Source organism: Streptomyces sp. PU-14G (assembly GCF_041028275.1).
Taxonomy (GTDB): domain Bacteria; phylum Actinomycetota; class Actinomycetes; order Streptomycetales; family Streptomycetaceae; genus Streptomyces.
In genome coordinates this window covers 1-21,608 of sequence record NZ_JASKYT010000005.1, presented here as the reverse complement: position 1 = coordinate 21,608, position 21,608 = coordinate 1, and the positions used below count along the sequence as shown (strand labels likewise).

Annotated in this window: 21 protein-coding genes and 1 pseudogene; 11 read left to right on the top strand and 11 right to left on the bottom strand. The window is 69.4% G+C overall.

All coding sequences use genetic code 11. The features are described from left to right. Positions 1-259 precede the first annotated feature (259 nt). Both AB8Z75_RS01255 and AB8Z75_RS01250 read left to right on the top strand, forming a co-directional pair. Complete coding sequence (locus AB8Z75_RS01255) at positions 260-955, top strand: alpha/beta fold hydrolase (RefSeq protein ID WP_369199436.1); 696 nt, start codon at positions 260-262, stop codon at positions 953-955. A 194-nt stretch (positions 956-1,149) separates the two neighbouring features. Next, entirely contained in the window at positions 1,150-2,094 is a 945-nt protein-coding gene (locus AB8Z75_RS01250; protein ID WP_369199472.1) for a phosphotransferase family protein, read from the top strand. Positions 2,095-2,136: 42 nt separating this feature from the next. On the opposite strand, the gene AB8Z75_RS01245 is transcribed toward AB8Z75_RS01250, so the two are convergent. The 8 genes from AB8Z75_RS01245 to AB8Z75_RS01210 form a co-directional block, all read right to left on the bottom strand. Continuing rightward, entirely contained in the window at positions 2,137-2,697 is a 561-nt protein-coding gene (locus tag AB8Z75_RS01245) for a 2'-5' RNA ligase family protein (protein WP_369199435.1), read from the bottom strand. Between the two features lie 274 nt (positions 2,698-2,971). Next, positions 2,972-3,898, bottom strand: coding sequence for a LysR substrate-binding domain-containing protein (locus AB8Z75_RS01240; RefSeq protein WP_369199434.1), 927 nt, complete (start codon positions 3,896-3,898; stop codon positions 2,972-2,974). A gap of 38 nt (positions 3,899-3,936) precedes the next feature. Continuing rightward, a complete protein-coding gene (locus tag AB8Z75_RS01235; RefSeq protein ID WP_369199433.1) occupies positions 3,937-5,304 on the bottom strand; it encodes an MFS transporter in 1,368 nt (455 codons plus the stop codon). A 64-nt stretch (positions 5,305-5,368) separates the two neighbouring features. Next, positions 5,369-5,734 (bottom strand): hypothetical protein, encoded by a 366-nt coding sequence (locus AB8Z75_RS01230; protein ID WP_369199432.1) that lies wholly within the window; start codon positions 5,732-5,734, stop codon positions 5,369-5,371. Further along, complete coding sequence (locus AB8Z75_RS01225) at positions 5,731-6,879, bottom strand: M20 family metallopeptidase (RefSeq protein WP_369199431.1); 1,149 nt, start codon at positions 6,877-6,879, stop codon at positions 5,731-5,733. The genes AB8Z75_RS01230 and AB8Z75_RS01225 overlap by 4 nt, the downstream gene beginning before the upstream one ends. Beyond that, on the bottom strand, positions 6,876-7,550 hold the full coding sequence (locus AB8Z75_RS01220) for a DUF1028 domain-containing protein (protein WP_369199430.1): 675 nt from the start codon (positions 7,548-7,550) through the stop codon (positions 6,876-6,878). Before AB8Z75_RS01220 ends, AB8Z75_RS01225 begins: the two co-directional genes overlap by 4 nt. Further along, positions 7,547-8,017, bottom strand: coding sequence for a RidA family protein (locus AB8Z75_RS01215; protein ID WP_369199429.1), 471 nt, complete (start codon positions 8,015-8,017; stop codon positions 7,547-7,549). The genes AB8Z75_RS01220 and AB8Z75_RS01215 overlap by 4 nt, the downstream gene beginning before the upstream one ends. Before the next feature lie 12 nt (positions 8,018-8,029). After that, positions 8,030-9,316 carry a flavin-containing monooxygenase gene (locus AB8Z75_RS01210; protein ID WP_369199428.1) on the bottom strand — a complete coding sequence of 429 codons (1,287 nt, stop codon included), beginning with the start codon at positions 9,314-9,316 and terminating at the stop codon, positions 8,030-8,032. A 292-nt stretch (positions 9,317-9,608) separates the two neighbouring features. On the opposite strand from AB8Z75_RS01210, the gene AB8Z75_RS01205 reads away from it, so the two are divergent. Beyond that, a complete protein-coding gene (locus AB8Z75_RS01205; RefSeq protein WP_369199427.1) occupies positions 9,609-11,087 on the top strand; it encodes a glycosyltransferase in 1,479 nt (492 codons plus the stop codon). A gap of 65 nt (positions 11,088-11,152) precedes the next feature. Beyond that, positions 11,153-13,372: an ArnT family glycosyltransferase gene (locus AB8Z75_RS01200; protein WP_369199471.1), complete on the top strand. Its 2,220-nt coding sequence runs from the start codon at positions 11,153-11,155 to the stop codon at positions 13,370-13,372. A 223-nt stretch (positions 13,373-13,595) separates the two neighbouring features. Here AB8Z75_RS01200 and AB8Z75_RS01195 read toward each other — a convergent pair whose 3' ends face one another. Together AB8Z75_RS01195 and AB8Z75_RS01190 are read right to left on the bottom strand one after the other, a co-directional pair. Continuing rightward, complete coding sequence (locus AB8Z75_RS01195; protein ID WP_369199426.1) at positions 13,596-14,432, bottom strand: alpha/beta fold hydrolase; 837 nt, start codon at positions 14,430-14,432, stop codon at positions 13,596-13,598. Between the two features lie 173 nt (positions 14,433-14,605). After that, the gene (locus AB8Z75_RS01190; protein WP_369199470.1) at positions 14,606-15,271 is read right to left on the bottom strand and encodes a DUF4097 family beta strand repeat-containing protein; all 666 of its coding nucleotides are present in this window, start codon (positions 15,269-15,271) and stop codon (positions 14,606-14,608) included. 124 nt (positions 15,272-15,395) lie between these two features. Here AB8Z75_RS01190 and AB8Z75_RS01185 point away from each other — a divergent pair. The 3 genes and pseudogenes from AB8Z75_RS01185 to AB8Z75_RS01175 form a co-directional block, all read left to right on the top strand. After that, positions 15,396-15,716: pseudogene (locus AB8Z75_RS01185) on the top strand (helix-turn-helix domain-containing protein); the annotation flags it as partial. 93 nt (positions 15,717-15,809) lie between these two features. After that, on the top strand, positions 15,810-16,277 hold the full coding sequence (locus AB8Z75_RS01180; RefSeq protein ID WP_369199469.1) for a MarR family transcriptional regulator: 468 nt from the start codon (positions 15,810-15,812) through the stop codon (positions 16,275-16,277). A gap of 481 nt (positions 16,278-16,758) precedes the next feature. Continuing rightward, positions 16,759-17,589, top strand: coding sequence for an aldo/keto reductase (locus AB8Z75_RS01175; RefSeq protein ID WP_369199425.1), 831 nt, complete (start codon positions 16,759-16,761; stop codon positions 17,587-17,589). A 63-nt stretch (positions 17,590-17,652) separates the two neighbouring features. Here the strand turns inward: AB8Z75_RS01175 and AB8Z75_RS01170 are convergent, their stop codons facing one another. Further along, the gene (locus AB8Z75_RS01170; RefSeq protein ID WP_369199424.1) at positions 17,653-18,243 is read right to left on the bottom strand and encodes a TetR/AcrR family transcriptional regulator; all 591 of its coding nucleotides are present in this window, start codon (positions 18,241-18,243) and stop codon (positions 17,653-17,655) included. A gap of 162 nt (positions 18,244-18,405) precedes the next feature. On the opposite strand from AB8Z75_RS01170, the gene AB8Z75_RS01165 reads away from it, so the two are divergent. The 4 genes from AB8Z75_RS01165 to AB8Z75_RS01150 form a co-directional block, all read left to right on the top strand. After that, positions 18,406-18,861: an iron chaperone gene (locus tag AB8Z75_RS01165; protein WP_369199423.1), complete on the top strand. Its 456-nt coding sequence runs from the start codon at positions 18,406-18,408 to the stop codon at positions 18,859-18,861. 385 nt (positions 18,862-19,246) lie between these two features. Beyond that, entirely contained in the window at positions 19,247-19,615 is a 369-nt protein-coding gene (locus AB8Z75_RS01160; RefSeq protein ID WP_369199422.1) for a hypothetical protein, read from the top strand. A gap of 481 nt (positions 19,616-20,096) precedes the next feature. Next, positions 20,097-20,759 carry a class II aldolase/adducin family protein gene (locus AB8Z75_RS01155; protein WP_369199421.1) on the top strand — a complete coding sequence of 221 codons (663 nt, stop codon included), beginning with the start codon at positions 20,097-20,099 and terminating at the stop codon, positions 20,757-20,759. 271 nt (positions 20,760-21,030) lie between these two features. Next, positions 21,031-21,608, top strand: a 578-nt coding sequence (locus AB8Z75_RS01150) for a dihydrofolate reductase family protein (RefSeq protein WP_369199420.1), incomplete at its 3' end; no start/stop codon positions are given.

Below are 21,608 nucleotides of genomic sequence, written 5' to 3'. Positions count from 1 at the left end.
GCCCCGCCCTCGGGCGACCACCGCCCCGCCCCGGCAGCGCCCGGGCGATCCGACCGACCCGACCGACCGGGTCGACCCGGATCACTCGGGTCACCCGGATCACTCGGGTCACCCGGATCACTCGGGTCACCCGTGACGACCCTGCCACCCGGCACCCCTTCAAGTCCTCTGTCGTCGGACCTTGCTCGCTGCTTCCCGAAGGCGAGTGACAAGATGCTGGGAGTATCCATCGCAGAACGAGGCTGAGGACGAGGTGGCGATGCGGGTCATTTTCGTGCACGGAGCATGCGTGCGGGACGGGTCGTGGTGGTGGCACCGCACCGCCGAACTGCTGCAGGAGCGAGGGGTACGGAGCGTCTCCCCCGCGCTGCCGAGTTGCGGCGAGGCAGGCCTGCCCGGGAGCGCCGGCAGCCCGGGGCTGCCCGAGGACGTCGCCGCGGTACGGCAGGCGCTGCTGGACAGCGACGAGCCGACCGTCGTCGTCGCTCACAGCTACGGCGGCATCGTCACCGCGGAAGCCGCCGCAGGGGTCGGGACGGTACGCCACCTGGTGCTGGTCTCCAGCTACCTTCCCCAGGTCGGGCAGAGCCTGTCGGAGTTCGGGGACGCCGGACCCGCCCCGTTCCTCGACGTCGACCCCGACGCCGGCACCTTCGGGGTCCGCCCCGAGCTGCTTGTGGACACCTTCCTGCAGGACTGCGATCCGGAGGTGCAAGCGCAGGCAGCGGACCACCTCGCCCGGCAGAACGTGCAGGTGACCGAGCAGCCGGTCGGGGCGGCCGCATGGCAGCAGGTGCCCTCGACGTACCTCGTCTGCGCCCAGGACCGTGGCACCCCGCCGCGCCTGCAGCGCGAGTTCGCCCGGCGGGCCGGCAGCGTCGTCGAACTCGACGCCGGTCACCATCCGTTCCTGTCCCGGCCCGCCGCGTTCCGGGACCTGGTGCTGAGCCTGTGACGGCAGCCGCGGTCGAGCCGAGGTCCGGGCGCCACCGACGAGAGCGCGACCGGTCCGGTCACCTGCGCCCCGCAGGGACAGCGCGTCCTCGGTGACGAACGACAGCGCTCGCACGTGCACTCGAACAGCTCGACAAACACTTTGCGCGTGCCGCCACCGAATGCTGAGGTGGCACGGTGACCAACCACGGCAAGATGGCGGCTGTCCGACCGTTGACGCTGGCTTGGGTGAGCCGGCATCTGGAGGTCGGGGAACGGATCCTCAGCACCGAGGCGCTGCACGGCGGTATCACCGCCGACATGCGAAGGCTGACCGTAGGCACGCGGGAAGGAGGCACTCGCGATCTGGTGCTGCGGAGCTTCGTCGACCCGAGCTACGCGGAGCACGCCGAGGACTGGCTGCACAGGGAGGCCGGCGCCCTGTCCTCGCTTGCGGAGACCGGCGTGCCGGCTCCCGGACTGGTCGCGGTCGATACGAGCGCAACGCATTGCGAGTACCCGTCGCTGCTGATGACGCATCTGGGAGGCCGGACGGTCCTCGACGACGAGGGATTGACAACGCGTCTTCCTCTGCTGGCCCGTCAGCTTGTGGAGATCCATGCGTTGCGACCCGCCGAACGGCCTCGCAAGTACGTGACGTTGACGACCGCCGACACCGTCGTGGTTCCGAAGGGCGCCGACGCGACGACGTGGGAGGCGGCGATCAATGTGATCCGCGCGCCCGCACCGTCCTACGAAGGCCGGCTCCTGCACCGGGACTTCCAGCCCGGCAACGTGCTGTTCGACGTGCCGCCCACGAGGCCGGCGGGTGCCAGGATCACCGGCGTCGTCGACTGGGCAGCGACCTCCTGGGGCCCGGCAGATCTCGATGTGGCGCACTGCTCGACCATCCTCGCGCTGCTGCACGGCCCGGCATGGGGCCAGCGGTTCGCTGAGGCGTATGAGGAGGCTGGTGGGGTCCTGGCCGCGACAGCGGGCGAGCGGCTGTACTGGCGGGTGCGTGACGGGCTGGCGTGCTCGGAAGAGGTGCGGCTGGTGGCGCAGCCCTGGCGGGAGGCAGGGAGAACAGATCTGACGACGCGAGCCATGGAGGAGCGGCTGGACGCCTATGTCACCGTCCTGATGGACACGCTGGGCTGAGCCGGAGCAGTCCGGAGGGGCGGGAGCGGACGTGGGGGTCGTTCAGGCGAGGTGGTTGGCGACGAGGACTCTGAAGTCGGAGACGGTGATCTCCTGCTGGAGTTCGACGCTGAGGGCGGGCTTCGCCACGGACGGCACGGACATGGCTTCGGCGTCCCCGACCGGGAAGTCCTTGCGGGCGAGACCGAGCGTGACGTGCGGCCAGAAGCCGTCTTCCGCGATTCCCAGGCGTTCGGTGATCTGCGTGGAGAGGGTGGTCAGCTCCGGCGTGCGCTCGATCCCCAGACGGACCTGTTCCTGCTTCTGGACGACCTGGTCGTCGTACCGGTACGCGGGGTCCTTCTGGAGCCGCCAGCTGCCGTGCCGCACCTCTCCGGTGAGCCGGAGTACGGGAGCGGTCCAGTGGCCACCGCTCAGCACCGCGGCCGCGTCCGCCAGTGTGCCTGCGTCGGCGTCGTGGAGGAAGCCCAGCGTGATGTGCATGTGGTCAGGCCGCTGCGGCTCTACCCGGTCCGCGTGTTCGCCCTGCACGGTGACGAGAGAGTCGACCAGTTCGCAAGGAAGCCGGAGGCTGACGAATGCGTTTACCGTCTGGCTGGCCATCGTGTGCCCCTCTTCACGGGCTCTCACGCCCGCGACGTCATGACTGGTGTCTGGTCGCCTCGCTACCCGTCGACGTGTCGTGCAACGCCTTCCGGCGCGCCGACTCATCCCAACGGGGCAGTGCGTCACCGGCAGCGTGACGCGTCGGCCACGACCGCCATCGGCGGGGCCTCGGCCAGTGCGGCGATGCCGGGGACACGGGCGTCCAACCGGTCACGCTCGTTCGCGCCCGGCCCGGAGCTCCTACAGAAAGCCCTCTGTACGCTGCCCCGGTTCAGTCGTCGAGGGAGCCGGCAGCGATCTCCCGCAGCAACCCCATCACCGCCCGGGCGCGCGGGCTCTGCGTCATGCCCTCCACCGAAGCGATCTTGACTTCCAGCGCAGGGCTGCCGTCGCGCAACTCCAGTTCCGCGACCTCGCCGCCGCCGTAGGTCTGGCTTGTCGCCGGCCGCTGGTTGAGCACGGAGAAGCCGAGTCCCCTGGCCACCAGGGAGCGCACGGTCTCGTAGCTCTGAGTGCGGTAGCGCACGTCGGGGGCGGTGCCGGTGGCCGCCACCAGCGAACGGAAGTAGTCACGGCTGTGGGGAAGGTCCAGCAGAACGAGTGGCTCCGTGGACAGTTCCGCCAGCTCCACACTGCCCTGTCCGGCCAGCGGGTGATCGGTTGAGACGATGACATAGGCCGGGGCCCGGGCGATCGTCTCGCTGCGCAGGGCCGGCTCCGCTGCCAGGCCGAGGCCGTAGGTGAGGGCGAAGTCGATGCGGCCCGCCGCCAGTGCGTGGACGAGCTGATCCGTCTCCCCCTCCCTCACGTCGATCTCGATGCCCGGGTAGCGTCTGGTGCATTCGCTGAACAGAGGCGGCAGGTAGGACGGGGCCAAGGTCACGAAACAGCCGACGGCCACCGGCCCGGAGATGATCCCACCGTTCCCCTGGGCCTCGCGTTCGACCTCGCGTGCGCGGGCCAGCAGGTCCCGCGCCTGCTGTCGGAGCCGCTCTCCTGTGGGGGTGAGGGTCAGTCCCCGGCCCCGTCGTCGGATGAACAGCTGCACCTGCAGGTCCCGCTCCAGGTTGTCGATGGCCGCCGACACGGCGGACTGCGCGATGTGCAGTTCCGCCGACGCCTCCGTCATCGAACCGCGTTCGGCAGCGACGAGGAAGTACCGGAGCTGAACGAGGGTGAAGCCCACTGGTGATGTCATCCGTGCTCCTCGCGCCGGTGGTCCGCTGCGTCCCAAACCTAGGCGGCTTCGCCAGGCGGTGTCCTGGAGGGCAGGTCGGAGACGTCCTCGGGGCGCAGCAAGGTGGAGCCGGCGGTCTCCCGCAGGGACAAGGCGGCGACGAGACCACCGGCGGCGAACACCATCAGGTACGGGCCGGGCACCAGGGTGCTGCCGGTTGCGGAGATGAGCATGGTCATCAGGTACGGCACCGTGCCGGCGAACAGGGCCGCGGTGAGATTGTAGGAGATGGACAGGCCGCTTTGACGTGTGCGGGTGGGGAAGACCTCTGCGGACCACACTGCGTAGGTGCCAAGGATGGCGGCCAGGATCACGCCGAGCAGCAGGCCGGCGGCCCAGGTTCCGGCGAGTCCGGTCCGCATGAGGAGGAAGGCCGGAGTGGCGACGACGAACAGCGCTGCCGTCGCCCCGACGAACACGGGCTTGCGTCCCACCCGGTCGGACAGCAGGCCGAACAGCGGCACGAGCGCCAACCCCAGGAGCGATATCGCGGTGGACAGCAGGGCGGCGCTGTCGGCCGAGTGTCCCAGGTGGTCCGTTTCGTAAGTGACGAGGTACGTCAGCACCGCGTAGAAGGGCACGTGCATGGCTGTCATCAGCCCCGTCGCCTGGAGAAGCTCGCGTTTGCGGGAGCGCAGCAGCTCCCGTACGGGACTGCGCGGGGCGGTGTCGTTCGCCTCCATGGCCCGGTACTCCGGAGTGTCTTCGATCTTGGTCCGGATGATGAAGCCGATGACGCCCAGCGGTGCGGCGATGAGGAAGGGGGTGCGCCAGCCCCAGGAGGTCAGCTGGCTCTCGTCGAGGACTGTCGACAGCAGCAGGAAGACGAACGACCCTGCGAGGAAGCCCAGCAGGGAGCCGACCTCCAGCCAGCTGACGCCGAATCCGCGGCGGCGCCGGGGCGCGCTCTCGGCAAGGAAGCTGGCTGCGCTGCCGAACTCACCACCGGCGGCGAAGCCCTGCACCAGGCGGAGGATCACCAGGACCACGGGGGCCGCGATGCCGATCGACGCGTAGCCGGGAAGCAGACCGATTGCCAGGGTCGCGCCGGACATCGTGAAGATGACCAGTGACAGGGTGCGTTTGCGGCCGATGCGGTCTCCGAGCGAGCCGAACACCAGGGCACCGACCGGTCGGATGCCGAACGAGACGGCGAACACGCCGAACACGGCCAGCAGCCCCGTCGTGCTGTCCTCGGACGGGAAGAAGACGGTGGCGACCGTGCCGGCGAGGTAGGCGTAAGCAGCCCAGTCGAACCAGTGCACGAACACGCCCACGGCTCCCGCGGCAACGCTCCTGCGCAATGAGATCACATCGGTGGTCACCTCGACGTCGGTCGTGGTGGCTCCACGGTTACAGGTGCGCATACGCGCCTCCTTGTGAGGTGGGTGGAGAAGCCGGAGCGTGTGGCGGGCCCCCGGTGCTGGGCCCTCAGGCAGTGGACCGGCCGGTCGGCGAGGCCGGACCGGTGGGGTTGCCGAGCTCCGTGTCGGTGAGCAGTCCGCGCTCGCGGGTCAGGTCGAGGGCCGGTCTGCCGCTGTGGTGTGCCTCCAGTGCGAGAGCGCAGGCGGTTCCGCAGCCCAGTGCCCGGCTGAGTGCGGTGACCAGCCCGGTGGAAGCGGCGACGGCCTGGATGAGCCGGTGCCTGGTGGCGGTGCTGGCGTGTACGCAGTGCTGGGTGAGGGCAGCGACACCGGCGGTGATGTGCTCCAGGCCGGCTCTCGGACGCCGGTAGACGACGGGCTCCAAGGCATTGAGCTGGAGCTGACCGCCCTCGGCCGCGAGCGTGACGGTCACGTCATCGCTTCCCGGCTCGCCGCACTGCGGTCCACAGCAGTCCAGGCCAGCGCGATCGCCCCGTCGAGCAGGGCCTGCTGTGCGCTCCCGCCGACACAGTACGCGGCGAACTCACGCTGGTGGTTGGTGGCCGGCAACGAACCGATCCCGATGTAGGGGTGGATGGCCGGTACCGCCTGCGACACGTTGCCCATGTCGGTGGAGGCGCGGTTCATGCGCGCGGCCTGACCGGGCGGCGCGAACTCCCGGCCCAGTGCGAGAGCGTTCGCGCGGTAGTACCCCAGGGCGGTCTCGTCCGCACGGAACTCGGCGTACGGTTTGCTCTCCGGCTCGATCTCCAGCTCGCAGCCGGTCGCCAGGGCGCCGGCCTCGAAGGCCCGCATAACCCGTGGCTCCAGCTCGGCCAGCTCGGCGAGGGTCTCCGCCCGCACGTACCACCGGCCGGCCGACCGCTCCGGGACGGCGTTCGGGGCGTCACCTGCGTGCGTCACCACTCCGTGCACCCTGGCCGAGGCCGGCAGTTGCTGGCGCAGCAGGCCGATGGCGACCTGGGCCACGGTGAAGGCATCGGCTGCGTTGATTCCGGCCTCCGGATAGGCCGCGGCGTGCGCGGACTTGCCGGTGTAGGAGATCTTGGAGTGGCTGACCGCGAAGGGGCGTGCCTCGGCGACGTCGACCGGCGCGGGGTGGACCATCATGGCGAGATCCACTCCGGCGAAGGCTCCCCGGTCGAGCATCTCGATCTTGCCGCCGCCTCCTTCCTCTGCCGGTGTGCCGTACACCTCGACGGTCAGGCCGGCGTCTTCGGCGACGGTGGCCAGGCCGAGCGCGGCACCGACCGAGCTCGCCGCTATCAGGTTGTGCCCGCACGCGTGGCCGAGGCCTGGCAGTGCGTCGTACTCGGCGCACAGCGCTATCCGCACGGGTCCGTTCCCCATCCGGGCGAGGAACGCCGTCTCCAGGCCGAGGTAGCAGGAGGTGACGTCGAAGCCGGCGCGGTCCAGCAGTTCCGGGACCGCGGCAGCGGCCCGGTGTTCCTCCCACGCGGTCTCCGGGTCGGCATGCAGCCGCTCGGAGAGCCCGACCAGCTCCTCGGCGTGGTGCTCCACCGTCTGCCGTGCCGCCTCTTTCAGCCCGCCCGTCACAGGTCACCCGGAACGCCGTAGGAGGGTGACGCGGCCGGGTCGAGTCCACGGCGTACGTAGTCGTCGCGCTGCGGCAGCCAGACATCTAGGAGTTCACCGAGCCGGTCCACGGGATCGTCCGCCCAGTCCACCCGCAGGTCGGTCACCCGCCACCCCACGTCCGCCACCACCGCCAGGCCCGCGGAGTGCACAGGGCCTTCTTCCCCGCCGGCCGCGAGGCCCGCCTTCAGGGCAGTGATCAAACGCTCCTCCAGCTCGCCGTCGGCCGCGAGGTAGGCGTCGAGGAGCACGCCGGGCACGTGTGCGCCGGAGAGCATGTTGCCGGCCGCCACCGCGCCGTCCACGGTGGCCGAGGCGTGTGTGCCCAGTGTCCCCGAGCCGCTGTAGGCGAACCCGGGGCCCGTGCGGCCGAGCACCGTCAACTGCCGGTACGCGATGGTCTTCGCGTGCCGGGCCGCGCCCGTGACGTCGGTCAGGGCACGCTGCGCATCACCGTGCTCCCCGAGCCCGTCCAGCAGGCTGGTGCCGAGCATGGGGTCGGTGACGTTCTGCGATGCTGCGGCGCCGACACCGGGCCGCAGGTGAGCGGCCCGGGCCGCGACCGCCGGACTCGACGAGCTGACCGCGATGCCGAACCGGTCGCCGTCGCGTGCCACCAGAGAGAAAGTCATGCCTGCTCCTTGCCGGGGATCACGGCGATGGCGTCGATCTCGCACAGCCACTCCGGGCGAGCGAGGGCGGAGACCACCAAGCCGGTGGAGATGGGGTGCACGCCCTGGGTCCAGCGGCCCACGGTGCGGTAGACCGCCTCGCGGTAGCGCGGATCGATCAGGTAGATCGTCAGTTTGACCAGGTGTTCCATGCGGCTGCCCGCTTCTTCGAGCAGCATCTTGATATTGGCCATGGCCTGCTCGGCCTGGGCCCCGGCGTCACCGATGCCCACGGACTCGCTGGTGTCGAGGTCCTGGCCGATCTGCCCCCGGACGTACACGGTGTTCCCGGCGACGACGGCCTGGCAGAGATCGTTGGCGAGCTGCTGCTCGGGATAGGTGTCGCGGGTGTTGAACGGCCGGATCCTGGTGTGTCCGCCCGCGGTGACCGGGGCCTTGGGCTGCCTGCTCTCGTTCATGGAGGTCATGGCTGCTGCTCCTCAGTTCTTCTGCGTTGCCGGCGCGGCACCGGGCCGCTCGTCGGTGGCGTAGGCGAGGTAGCTCCGCCGGGTCGCGATGTGGTCGGCGACGTACCGGGCGTCGTGCCACACTCCCCAGATGAAGCTCGATCCGCGGCGGGACAACCAGGGCAGGCCCAGGAAGTAGACCCCCGGTTCGCGGGACACTCCTCGGCGCTGCTCGGGCCGGCCGTTCTCGTCGAACGCGTCGACCTTCAGCCAGCTGTAGTCGGCGGCGAAGCCTGTCGCCCAGACGATCGAGCCGACACCGGCCTCGACGAGATCGAGCTCCGGACGGGGGTCGGTCACACACTCCGGGTCCGGCCCGAGGACGTGGGCCTCCGGCTCCTCGGGAAGGTCGAGCCCGTCGCGTTCCACGTACTCGTCGGCCGCGCGGAGGAACGCCAGATACTTCTCGTCGCCGAGTGCGATGTTCGTGCCGAGGTCCGGCGCGAAGCGCAGCACACCGTGGTCGTAGGACGCAGTCATGCCGACGAGTTCGATGCCGGCGGCGGCCAGGGCGCGGAAGTCCACGGTGTGGCCCCCACGCGCGCCGCTGACCGCGATGGTGACATGTTCGGCACCTCGGGGAGGGGTTTCCGCGTCCCAGATGCCGAGTACGCCCAGCCACCAGCAGAAGTCACGTCCGCGGTACTGGCGGGGAGGACGGTCGTGCGGGCCGACGGAGAGGAAGACCTCGCGCCCGGACCGGCGCAGCTCGTCGGCGATCTGGACGCCCGAGGAACCGGCCCCCACCACAAGCACCGCACCGTCGGGCAGCTGCTCCGGATTGCGGTACGCGCTGGAGTGGATCTGGGTGTGTACGGCACCGTCCGGAACGATGGGCGGAACCACGGGCTGTTGGAACGGCCCGGTGGCCGTCACGACGAAGCGCGCGTCGATGGACCCTTCCGACGTCTCTACCCGGAACCCGGGCCTGCCGGTGTGCCTGCGCACCGACGTCACCTCGACACCGCACCGGATCGGTGCGTCGATCTTCTCCGCGTACGTGACGAAGTAGTCCGCGATCTGCTCCTTCGAGGCGAAGGCGTCGGGGTGGACGTCGGGGAACTCCAGCCCGGGGAAGCGGTCGTGCCACGCGGGCCCGTTCGCGACCAAAGAGTCCCACCGCTCCGAGCGCCATCGCTCCGCTATGCGGTCGCGCTCCAAAACGAGGTGCGGCACACCGTGGGCCCCCAGGTGCTCGCTCATCGCCACGCCTGCCTGGCCGGCCCCGACGACCACCACTTCAGTCTCTTCACTCGGCACTCTCAGCCTCCACTCACGCGGCAGTTCACCCCCCGGCCGCGTCGGCCGGGCTGCCGCACGAGACATCCTTGAGATGACACGGAGTGCTGTCCAACAGATGTTTCCGTGGAAAGTGATCTGATTTTCCGATGTGGAGTCGGTGGAGGTACCCAGCCAGGAGCCGCAGCCGGTGGCTCGCGCGGCGCCGGGCCTCTCACCTCCACCGCCAACGGCCACCAGCCACCAAGGATTCACAGCCAGGGCACAGGCGGGCCACAGGGTAGGTACAGGGCGGTTCGCGAGCGTCGCAACCATGCCAACCGAGACCACCAGCGACGCCGGGGCGCTTCCCGAGGAAGGCGACAGGCGTGGCAGCGCCCGTTCCGCGCACGTCACGGCGGCCCTGCCCGCTCGCCGCCATCTCACCGCCGCGCACTCCGGCCGCACCACGCAGACCGTGCTGGACGTCGTCGTCCCCGTCTACAACGAGGAAGCCGACCTTGAGCCGTGCGTCCGCCGACTGCACGCGTTCTTGCGCGACACGTTCCCGTACGGGTTCCGCATCACCATCGCTGACAACGCGAGCACCGATCGGACACCGACCGTCGCCGCCCGGCTCGCCGCTGAGTACGCCGAGGTCGGTGTCGTGAGACTGGAGCAGAAGGGCCGCGGACGCGCGCTGCGCCAGGTGTGGAGCGCATCAAGGGCGCCGGTACGCGCCTACATGGACGTGGACCTCTCGACCGACCTCAACGCGCTGCTCCCCCTCGTCGCACCCCTGATCTCCGGGCACTCCGACCTCGCGATCGGCACCCGCCTCGCGGGCAGCTCACGCGTCGTGCGCGGTGCCAAGCGGGAGCTGGTCTCCCGCTCCTACAACCTCATCCTCCGCCGGTCTCTGGCCACTCGATTCAGCGATGCGCAGTGCGGTTTCAAGGCGATCCGCGGCGACGTCGCCGATCTGCTGCTGCCACTCGTGGAGGACACCGGCTGGTTCTTCGACACCGAAGTGCTGGTGCTCGCCGAGCGGGCGGGTCTGCGTATCCACGAGGTGCCCGTCGACTGGGTCGACGACCCGGACAGCCGCGTCGACATCGTCCGCACCGCCGTCGACGACCTGAAGGGGGTGTGGCGCGTGGGCCGCGCGCTGGCCAACGGCGCGCTGCCACTGGGCCGGCTACGCCGTCCGTTCGGCGACGACCCCCGGGACCGGGCGGTGAGCGACGTACCCGGCAAACTCCCCGGTCAGCTCATCGGCTTCTGCGCTGTCGGCGCGTTCAGCACGCTGCTGAATCTGCTGCTGTACGTGCTGCTGCGTCAGGCGACCGGCGTGCAGGTGGCCAACGCGCTCGCGCTGCTCCTGTCCGCGATCGTCAACACGGCGGCCAACCGGCGGCTGACCTTCGGCGTGCGGGGGCGAACCCGGGCCGCCCGGCACCACGCCCAGGGTCTGCTCGTGTTCGGTATCGGGCTGGTACTCACCAGCGGTTCGCTGGCGGCGCTCGACCTCGCCGACCCGCAGGCCGGACGCAGCACGGATGCCGCGGTCCTGATCGCCGCCAATCTGGCCGCGACGGTGCTGCGCTTCGTGCTCTTCCGCTCCTGGGTCTTCTCCGACTGCGACGACCGGCCCGAGGACGAGTCAGCCCTGCCGCGCGACACCGCCCTTCCGCACGACGCCGCCGAGGACACCGGAGCCGCCGGACAGCACATCGAGTACTGCTTCCCCCGCGACCACATCGACCGCCCCGGCACCGACGGCACCGAAAAGGAACGGACCACCGCATCATGACCACCCTCGCCCATCCGGGCCCGGCCGGCGCACAGGCGGATGGCGCGCCCGGGCTGCGCGCCCGAATGTGCGCCCGAATGCGCGCGCGGCAGGCAGCACGGCCGCGCTGGGAGCGTCCCGCGTTCTGGGCGCTGCTCCTGCTCACCGCAGCGCTCTACCTGTGGAGTCTCGGTGCCTCCGGGTACGCGAACTCCTTCTACTCCGCGGCGGCACAGGCCGGCAGCGCCAACTGGAAGGCGTTCCTTTTCGGTGCGCTGGACGCAGGCAACGCCATCACCGTCGACAAGCCGCCGGCGACGCTGTGGCCGATGGCTGCGTCAGTGCGGCTGTTCGGCCTCGGCTCGTGGCAGATCCTGGTGCCGCAGGCGCTGATGGGCATCGCGGCGGTAGGCGTGTTGTTCGCCGCCGTAAGGCGCCGTGTCGGTCCAGCCGCCGCGCTGCTCGCCGGGGCGTTGCTCGCGGTCACGCCGGTAGCGGCCCTGATGTTCCGCTTCAACAACCCGGACGCTCTGCTGTGCTTGCTGATGGTCTGTGCGCTGTACTGCGTCGAGCGGGCGCTTGAGGGCGTGCGGACGAAGTGGCTCGTCTTCGCGGGCGCTTGCTTCGGGTTCGCTTTCCTCGTCAAGACTCTGCAGGCGTGGTTGATCCTGCCGGTCGCCGCGCTGGTGTATCTGGTGTGCGCGCCGACGCCGGTACGTCGCCGGATCAGCCAGCTGCTGCTCGGTGGGGTCACGATGGTGGTGACGGCCGGCTGGTGGGTGGCGCTCGTCGAGTTGTGGCCCGCCTCCTCCCGCCCGTATGTCGGTGGCTCGCAGACGAACAGTTTCCTGGAACTGACCTTCGGCTACAACGGGCTCGGACGTATCACCGGCAACGAGACCGGCAGTGTCGGAGGTGGAGCTCCAGGCCGCCAGGTCGGTGGGCCGGGAAGCGGAGGCGGCCCGGGAGACGGAGGCGGTCCGGGAGGCGGTGGCGGAGGCTGGGGCGAGACCGGCATCGGCAGACTGTTCGACAGCGACATGGGCGGCCAGATCGCATGGCTGCTGCCGGCCGCGTTGCTGCTGTTGATCGGCGGGCTGCTCCTCACCCGCAAAGCGGCTCGCACGGACGCGCTCCGCTCGTCGTTCCTGCTGTGGGGCGGTTCGCTGGTGATCACCTTCGTGATCTTCAGCTTCATGTCCGGAATCTTCCACCAGTACTACAACATCGCGCTGGCGCCCTACATCGCCGCGCTCGTCGCCATGGGCGGCGTGCTGCTGTGGCGGGCACGGGAAAAGATGTGGTGCGCCGGAGTGCTGGCAGTGGCAGTGGCCGGGACGGCCGTGTGGTCGTACGTGCTACTCGCCCGAACCCCTGACTGGTTCCCCTGGTTGCGCTGGGCCGTTCTGGTCGCGGGCGCTTTTGCCGCGTCCGGTGTGCTCGCGGGGCGGGTGCTGCCGCGCCGGCTCGGCGCGGCAGCGGCGATCGCCGGCCTGCTGGCTGCGGTGGCAGGGCCTGTGGCGTACACGCTCAACACGGCAAGCACACCGAAGACCGGCTCCATCGTCACCGCGGGCCCGTCCGCCCACGGCGGGATGGGCGGTCCGGGCGGCGGTGGTCCAGGCGGTGCCCCGCCCGGGATGCCGGGCGGTCAGAACGGCAAACAGGGCCGCGGCCAGCAGGGCGGCCCCGGCGGAGGCCAAGGGGCGCCCGGACGCGGTCAGGGAGAAGGCCAGGGCGTGCCGGGCGCCCCACAGGGCCAGGGTGACGGAGGCGGCTTCCCGCCCGCCGGCGGCAGAGGCGGTCAGGGCGGCCAGAGCGCGCAGGGCCGGCAAAGCCAGCAGGGCCAGGACAGTCAGCAGGCCCCAAATGACCAAAAGAGCCAGAAGGACGAGGGCCGCAGCCGACCCGGCGGCATGGGCGGCGGCGGCATGGGCGGGCTGCTCAACGGCAGCAAGGTCTCCGCCAAGGCCGAGGCCATGCTGGAGAAGAATGCGTCGGACTATGTCTGGGTCGCGGCAGCGGTCGGCTCGCAGAACGCCGCGAGCTATCAGCTCGCCACCGAGTCTCCGGTGATGGCCATCGGCGGCTTCAACGGCAGCGACCCGTCACCCACGCCGGGACAGTTCAAGCAGTACGTGAAGGACGGAAAGATCCACTATTTCCTGTCCGGCGGCATGGGCCCCGGCGGCAATCAGGGCACCGCCTCTGAGATCAGCTCGTGGGTGACAAAGAACTTCACCGAGGTCACGGTAGGTGATGCCACCTTCTATGACCTGACGAAACCCAGGTCATCCGGGAACTGAGGTCCCTCAGCACTCGCACGTGACCGCGAGAGGCGGGGGCGACCAGGCTTCCGGTCGCCCCCGCCTCGCAAAGTGCACGCCCAGTCAGTTCCCGACACTGCGCCGCCGGGCGACGACCGCTCGGGGAACCGTCCGGAGAGCACTGGCCGGATTCGCCCACCGAGGTGAACGAGCCGATGCGGCGCACGCCGGACGGGGTCGCTCCGTACTGCTTGGCCGGCCGTCAGTGCACCGTCCCGCCGGCAGCGACCCCGCGGTCGAGGGCGGCGACCTCGCGGACGGCTCCGGCGATGGCCCGGTAGTCCTTCTTCAACAGCGCACCGTGGTTGCTGGGTACCTTGGCGCTGACGCGTACGTTCGCGTTGCCGGCGGTCACCGAATCGAGGCCGGCGCGTATCCGCTCCTGCTCATCGCCGCGACTTCCGAAGGACGTGCCGGAAGCGACCACGTACCGCACCGGGGCGGTGATGCGATCCAGAACGGGGCCCAGTTCGCGCTTACGGGAGAGTCTGCCGAGCTCGATGTTGCTGTTCGCCTGTTCCTCGGCGGTCATCCGCGGGGTCAGGCCCGTCGGGCGCAGCAGCGGCGTGACCCAGCCCGTCCGCCGGAACAGCTTCCGGATCCGCTGCTCCATGGCCTCATCCAGCCAGTCGTACGGGAACGCGCCGTCGACCAGGACCGCGCCCAGGGTACGGGCCGGATGACGGTCGGCCCAGTGCGCCGCGACGACCGCTCCGTAGGACCAGCCCACCAGCAGTGCCCGGTGCACCTCCCTGGCGGCCAGAACGGCGTCGACATCGCGGACGGCGGCCTCGAAGGAGTAGTCGGCTGAGCGCTTCGACTTCTTCCCGCGGGCCCGCTCGTCGAAGGTGATGTGGCGCCACGTCGTGCCCAGGTCGGCGATGACCCGCCGCCAGTAGCCCTGGGTGGCGAACTGCCCGTTGAGGTAGAGCACCGGAATGCCCGGGCCACCGCTGTCGGTGACGGCCAGGGCCGTGTCGTCGACCGTCACCATGCCGGTCCACTGTGCGGTGGTCGAGGATGTGCTGTTCTTCGGCATGGGTCCCTCTTGGTCGCGTGAAGCGTCGTATTCGACGTGTTCGGCTCAGCCTGTGGAGCGCGGGCCCGCGAGGGGCCCCGGGCGACCGGGGCGTCGGCGGCGACCGGCGAGGAACGCGGTCGCCGCGAGCCCGGCCGGACGGGTACCGGCTCTGCTCATGTCGAGGCTGCGCATCACAAGCTGCGAGCGGTGATGTCGCCGTGGGAGGTGGTGGCGCGGATGTCGAGAGTGGTGGTGCCGTCGTTCTTGAGGGCGTTGCTGGTGCGGCCATGGCCGGTCTCGGCGTCGAGGGCAGCCGAAACACCGGCGGCGGCGATGAGCGAGATGTCGCCGGACTGGGTGCGGAGCACCACGGTGCCGCCCGCGGCTTCGCCGATCCGGATGTCGCCTCGTGCGGTGCTGATCTCCGCAGGGCCGCCCAGCCGGCCGACCTCGACATCGCCGTCGGTCGCGGTGAGGTGGACACTCGCGGCCTCGTCGATCTTGATCTGGCGGTACGCGCCTTCGCATGCGACCTCGCCCAAGCGTCCGACGCCGCGCACCTCGCAGCTGACAGCCTTCGCCTCGACGCTGGAACCGGCCGGAAGTTGGATGGTGACCTCCAGGGAACCGGAGGGGCCGGTGAGCCGGTTGCGCGACTCAGGGGCCTCGATGCGCAGGACGCCGTCCGCGTAGGCGACGGTGGTCTGCTCGGCGGTGTGGACATCGCGGCTCTTGGAGGGGTCGGCGGGCCGGACCTCGACGGTGGTGTCGGCACGGTCGGCGGCGATGAACTGCATCCGGCCGGCGGGGATGTTCAGGACGGCGGAGATCGCGGCGGGGGTCTCGAACTTGTGCATCATGCTCTCCCGTACTCGTTGCTGTTTCCGACACCAGAAACGCTACGTTGCTTTCCACCTGGCTACAACTACCAAGTTGCATCACGGTGCTATATAGCCAGGTCAGCGCCGTATAACTGTTGCAATGGTCCCGCAACTAACGCAACGAACTTCCCCCTCCCGTTGCAATGGAATGGAAGTGAACGCTACAGTGAGGCCCCGAACGGACTCACCACGACGGACCATCAAGGAGACCGCGATGCCGGGAGGCAGGCTCACCCAGCGGGAACGCCAGCAGATCGCACTGGGACTGGCCGACGCTCTCCCCTACGCACAGATCGCCCGCGGTCTCGACCGTCCGACTTCGACGATCACGCGAGAGGTGATGCGCAACGGAGGCCCCACCGCCTATCGGGCGGACTTGGCCCACCGCGCCACCGAACGCCGCGCCCATCGGCGCAGGCCCGCCTCCTCCCGACGGACGGACTCTGCCCACCAGCCACCCGGACGCGATGCCGAGGTCGTGGCCGAGTACGCGGAGACACTCACCACCGTCCTCATGGCTTCGGGCCTGCCCAGGATGTCGGCACGGGTGCTGACCTGCCTGTTCACCACGGACACGGGTAGCCTCACCGCGTCCGAACTCGGCCAGCGCCTCCAGGTAAGCCCGGCGTCCATCTCCAAGGCGATCGCGTTCCTGGAAAGCCAGAGCCTCGTCCGCCGGGTACGCGACGAGCGTCGCCGCAACCGGTACGTCGTTGACGACGAACTCTTCTACCAAGCGACCATCGCCAGCGCCCGTTCCAACGACAAACTCGTCGAGACCGCACGCCAAGGCGTCGCCGTCCTCGGCCCCCACACCCCCGCCGCCGCCCGCCTGGAGAACATCGCCCGCTTCCTCGACTTCATCAGCGAATCCATCACACGCGCCGCCGAACAAGCCCGCGAAGTCCTCCACACCGCACCCGGAACAAGCCCGGACGACACCGGCCCACCACGACCGAACCGGGCCGAGCAAGCGGATTGACCACCTCGCGCCACCGACACCCCCCCCTCCCCGGGCCGTCGACGAGGCAGCCGGACAGACAGCGGTACCGACGTACTGATAGCCGAAGCCAACGGCGAGTGCCGGGGGTCTGACGCCTGCAAAAACCGCGCCGCGGCCGATGCGAGTTGCGCAAGCGGCATGTGGCCGACGCCCCCCGGCCGAAGAACAGCGGCAGCTACCGCCCCGCCACCTGCCCGGAGGGTCGGCACCGAGCCGCACACTTCCTCCAAGGGAATCAGGACGAGGGGGCTTTCGTCCTCGGCCTACGCGTCCTGACCTCCTGACCGGCACCGCCCTCACCGCAACCGACTTCGAGCCCCCTGGCTACAGGCCGTACCTCCTCGATCAGTGGCCGTGTTCTGACCATGGCCAGCCGACGTCCGGCCTCGCCTGGTGGGCCGACTCCGTGGCGAACTCCGGTGCTAGCGTGGCCTCTTGACCGAGGGGATGAAGACAGCGGATGGCATGGAAGACCTTTCACATCGGCGGAGACCTGGCCGTACAGCGGCTCGGGCTCGGAGCCATGCACTTGCCGACCGAAACCGCCCACGATCGCCGGGCGTCCCTCGAGGTCGCCCGGCGGGCCGTCGAGCTGGGCGTCACGCTGATCGACACCGCTTACCTGTACGGCGGCGGCGCCAACGAGGAACTGCTTGCTGAGGCGCTGTACCCGTACCCCGACGGGCTCGTCATCACCACCAAAGTTGGCGTTGCACGATCGGCCTCCTCGGGCGAGTGGGAGCTGAACGGGCGCCCTGACGTCCTACGCGCTCAGGTCGAACAGGCCCTCCGTCGGCTCCGCGTCGAGCGCATCGAACTCCTCCAGCTGCACCGCATCGACCCCGAGACACCTCTCGCCGATCAGCTCGGCGCCCTGCAGGACCTTCAGACCGAAGGCAAGCTCGTCCGGATCGGGCTGTCGGAGGTCACCGTCACCGAGCTGGACCAGGCACGAGAGCTCATCAACGTCGCAAGCGTGCAGAACCGCTACAACCTTCTCGACCGTGAGCACGAGTCCGTGCTCACGGCCTGCGAGGCGGCAGGCATCGCGTTCTTGCCGTGGCGGCCTGTCGCGGCAGGAGCCTTTGGCGCGCAAGCCGAGATCGCCTCCGTGGCGGCCGAGCACGATGCCACGCCGACCCAGGTCGCGCTGGCCTGGCTCCTGGGCCACTCGCCGGTCGTCCTCCCGATCCCTGGAACCTCCCGAACCGACCACCTGGAGGAGAATCTGGCCGCAGCAGACCTCCGCCTCACACCCACCCAACGCGAGCGTCTCGACCGGCTGGCCTAGCACAGCCCCAGCCCCAGCCCCAGACCCGGTCCCAGCCCCAGCCCCAGCCCCAGAGCGCGCTGTTCAGCCGGCGGTCCCGTACGCGGCCATGAACATCTCCAGCAGCCCGTCGACCGCGGCTTCGTCGACGGGACGGGTTGAGAGCAGGGCGCGGTAGTACAGGGTGCCGCACAAAACCTCGGCGGCGAACTCCAGGTCCACTCCGTCGACGAGTTCGCCGGTGTGCTGCGCGCGGGTGATCCTCTCCAGGGTGCTCTGCTCGACAGTGACCAGGAAGCGCTCGTGCAAGGTCGCCCGCAGCGTGGCATCGGACTGCGCCTCAGCGATGACGGCACGATAGACGGGTCCGATCGGCGGGCTGGACAAAGCAGGGGCTGAGCGCAGGAACTGCTCGCGCAGATCCGCACGCACGTCGCCGGTGTCGCGGTAGTCCAGGTCGCTGGTCCACGCGCGGCTCAGCGCGTCGAGCAACAGCTCCGCCATGGACGACCAGCGTCGGTAGATCGTGTGCTTGCCGACCCCGGCCCGTCTGGCCACCGCCTCGATACTCAGACCCGCGTACCCCACCTCGACGGCCAGATCAAGGGTCACCTGCAGCAGTTCCTCGGTGCGCGCGGCGCCTCGGCGTCGCGGCGTGGCGGGCGTATGGGTCACACACCCATTCTATCGGCACAGGCCGTGCCGTTGACAACCCTCCGGATGTGCGCGCACTATGCACTCACGATCGGCACGGGCCGTGCCGATGTCTCTCGGGGATCAGGCCGCATCCCGGCACACCCCGCACCACCGCAACCGCCACAGAAGGGGAGGTCTGCCATGAGCAGAACCGAACACACCAGCGAGCACGAGCACTTCACCGCCGAAGAGCGGGCCGCGATGAAGGACCACGCCCGCGAACTGAAGCAGGCGGCTCGCCGTACCTCACGCGCCGACAAGGCAGCTGAAGCACTGCGGGACGTGCTCGCGAAGATCTCCGAGATGCAGGACTCGGACCGGGCGATGGCCGAACGTGTCCACGCCGTCGTCACCGCCAGTGCCCCGGCTCTCGCGCCCAAGCTCTGGTACGGGATGCCCGCCTACGCACTCGACGGGAAGATCATCTGCTTCTTCCAGAGCGCCGCGAAGTTCAAGGCACGCTACGCCACGCTCGGTTTCAGCGACCAGGCAAAGCTGGACGAGGGCACCATGTGGCCGGCCGGATACGCCCTCACCGAAGTAACACCCGAGACAGAAGCCCGGATCAGCGCGCTCGTGAAGCAGGCGGTGAACTGAGTTCTACGCCCGGACAGCCCGCGGGAATACGCCTACTCCCTCACGCGAACCCGCGGGCGTGGCCGGCCAGTTGGCTTCCCCCTTCTCGATGCGGCCATGAGGGGCCCCGCCCAGGTGCGCCGGTTACCTCTCCGCTCACGCCTTCCACGTTGCGGCTCCCACAGCCCCGGCGAGGGGTGGCGCGAGTGCGGTCGGCAGGGACGGCCTCGCGGATGTAGGGGTAGGCGGCACTCGTCCTGATTCCCCGTCGAGAAGACACGAACAGTTCGTGCGACTCCAGTTACTCGATCGGACTCGCCATGTACTCTTCAACCGTCTGGCGCGCCGTAAGAAGCGGTGCTTCGAGACTCAACGGGAGGTAGGGAACTTGAAGGTCAGAAAAGTGATGGGTGTCGTGACCGCGGCGGCGGCGATGACGGTCATGGCGTCCGCACCAGCGTCTGCCGACGAAGCGGTCACCGACGGCAACGTGGAAATGGTGATCTTCGGCAGCGGCTATCACGTCGACTCGGTCACGATCCACGGGGTCCCCGAACCGCAGGGTCCCGCCGAGTACCAGTTCACCTACTATGCATCCACCTCGCCGACCAAGTCGTACACCATGATTTGCGGTGGCAGCAGCACGGGGAACAGCTGCTCTCACAAGTTCAGCATCAACGCCACTTACGGGGGCGGAGCCGGGATCAGAAGCTGCGGGTCCATCAAGCGTATGGACAACCAGCAGATCCTCGGTACTGCCTGCAAGAACTGGTAAGGGCGCGAGGACCCGCCGCGCAAAGCTGAGTTGTTTTCGATCCTGAAGGCGGCGTCCATCGGTTTCGCGACTCTGTGACGCGATGGAGCTCCTGGCAGGAGGGGTCACGGCCACGACTCCTCCTGGCAGGAGGGGTCACGGCCATGTCCCACCGCGCCCTGCCAGGAGCTCCATCGTCTGCCTTGCCTAGCCCTCGGCGGTCGCTCCGGCCTCCGAACATGTACGCCGCCTTGGCCGTGAACTGGTGGCGCGGCCAACGAGGGGCTTACCCTCCACCTGACCTCAGCGCGAGAGCGGAAAAGACTCACTGCCTCTCAGACGGCCACGAAGCACCTTCGTCGGGCCTTCCACGTAAAGACAGCACGGCGCGCCGTCCCGTGACCCGTGACCCCCGAAAGCCACACCTGGAAGTCATTACACCGGGTTACTGGTCAACTGCGGTAAGAAAGGGACGTCACGCACGGCCAGTCCGACGAAAGGGGTGCAGGTGAGTTCTACCGAAGAACGTGAATCACTGATCCGGGCAGTGCGAGCACTGTTCGAAGCCGGAGTCATGTCACATGCGGGCCATGCGAACGCGTCCGTCCGGGTCGGCGAGGGCAGCATGCTGCTGACATCTTCGGGTACGGTGCGCGGCCTGACGCCTGAACACCTCGCCGTGGTCTCCTTCGACGGAACGGTCACCGAGGGGGAACTGGAACCGGTGACCAAAGAGATCGTCTCCATGCACACGACGGTCTACCGGGCCAGGCCTGAGACAGGAGCGGTGATCCACACCCACTCGCCGCACGTGACGGGCTTCGCTCTGGCCAACGAGGCGCTGCCATGCCGGTACGAGGCACTTCTGCGTTTCGGGCAGACAGACGTGGTCCCGGTGGTGCCGTGGGCGCCGCGCGGCTCGCGCGAGTCCACGGAGGGGATCGCCGAGGCAGTTCGCGACCACCCGCACACCCATGCCGTCCTGCTGGGCAACCATGGTCTGCTCGCCTTCGCTGCCGACGCCGCCACGACGGCCTCGCTCGTGGTGGCAATCGAGGAGGCGGCAGAGGCGGAGCAGCGGGCGAAGGCCTTCGGCGGGGCGCGTGACTTCCCGCCGAGCGCGTGGGAGAAGGCGCGCGCGTCGATGGCGCGCGCCGAGGGGTAGAGGACCCCACCGGCCAGTGCCCGGCTCCCGCCAGCGTGCATGACTGCTGACGCCTGGACCGTGTCGGGCGGTGTCTCGGCCGGTGTGTCGGCCCCTCCCCTGCCGGTCCCTGTCACTGACCACGACGCCCTTCCCCACCGTCTCGGCCGCGGTCAAGCCCGTGGGGGCCACATCCGAGGGTGGCGGACTCCAGGGGTCCGCGGTGGAAGAGTCCGCCGTGGCGCTGTGACCGCCCCTCCCTATCTGATCGACCGCACGCGAGGAGAGCAGCATGGCCGCCACGTACACCTTTGACGTCTTCTCCAGTCTCGACGGCTTCGGCGCCGCCGGCGGCAACTGGACCGGCTACTGGGGCAAACAAGGCCCCGAACTGCTCGACCGCCGCCTTGCCTTGTACGACGACGAGCAGCGGATGGTCTTCGGGGCCCACACCTACCGGTTGTTCGCGCAGATGCTGGCCTCGAGTTCCGAGGCGTCCGACGTACGGGACCCTTGGGTCACGCGGATGAGGAGCCTGCCCGCAACGGTGGTGTCGACCACGCTGGAAGGAGAACTCGACTGGCCGGACGCGACCGTTGTGAGCGGCGACGCCGTCGACGTCGTGGCCCGGCTCAAGGAGGAGTCCGCTGTGCCGATGCGTTCGCACGGCAGCCTGTCGATGAACCGGGCACTCATGAGAGCCGGCCTGGTCGACCGCGTCCAAGTGACGCTCTTTCCCGTGATCACAGGACAGACCGGGCTGGACCCGATCTTCCAGGGAGCGGCCGACTTCGACCTGAGGCTGCTCGAGAGCCGGACCCTCGACGGCCATATCCAAGAGCTCATCTACCAGCCCACCCTGCATCTGTG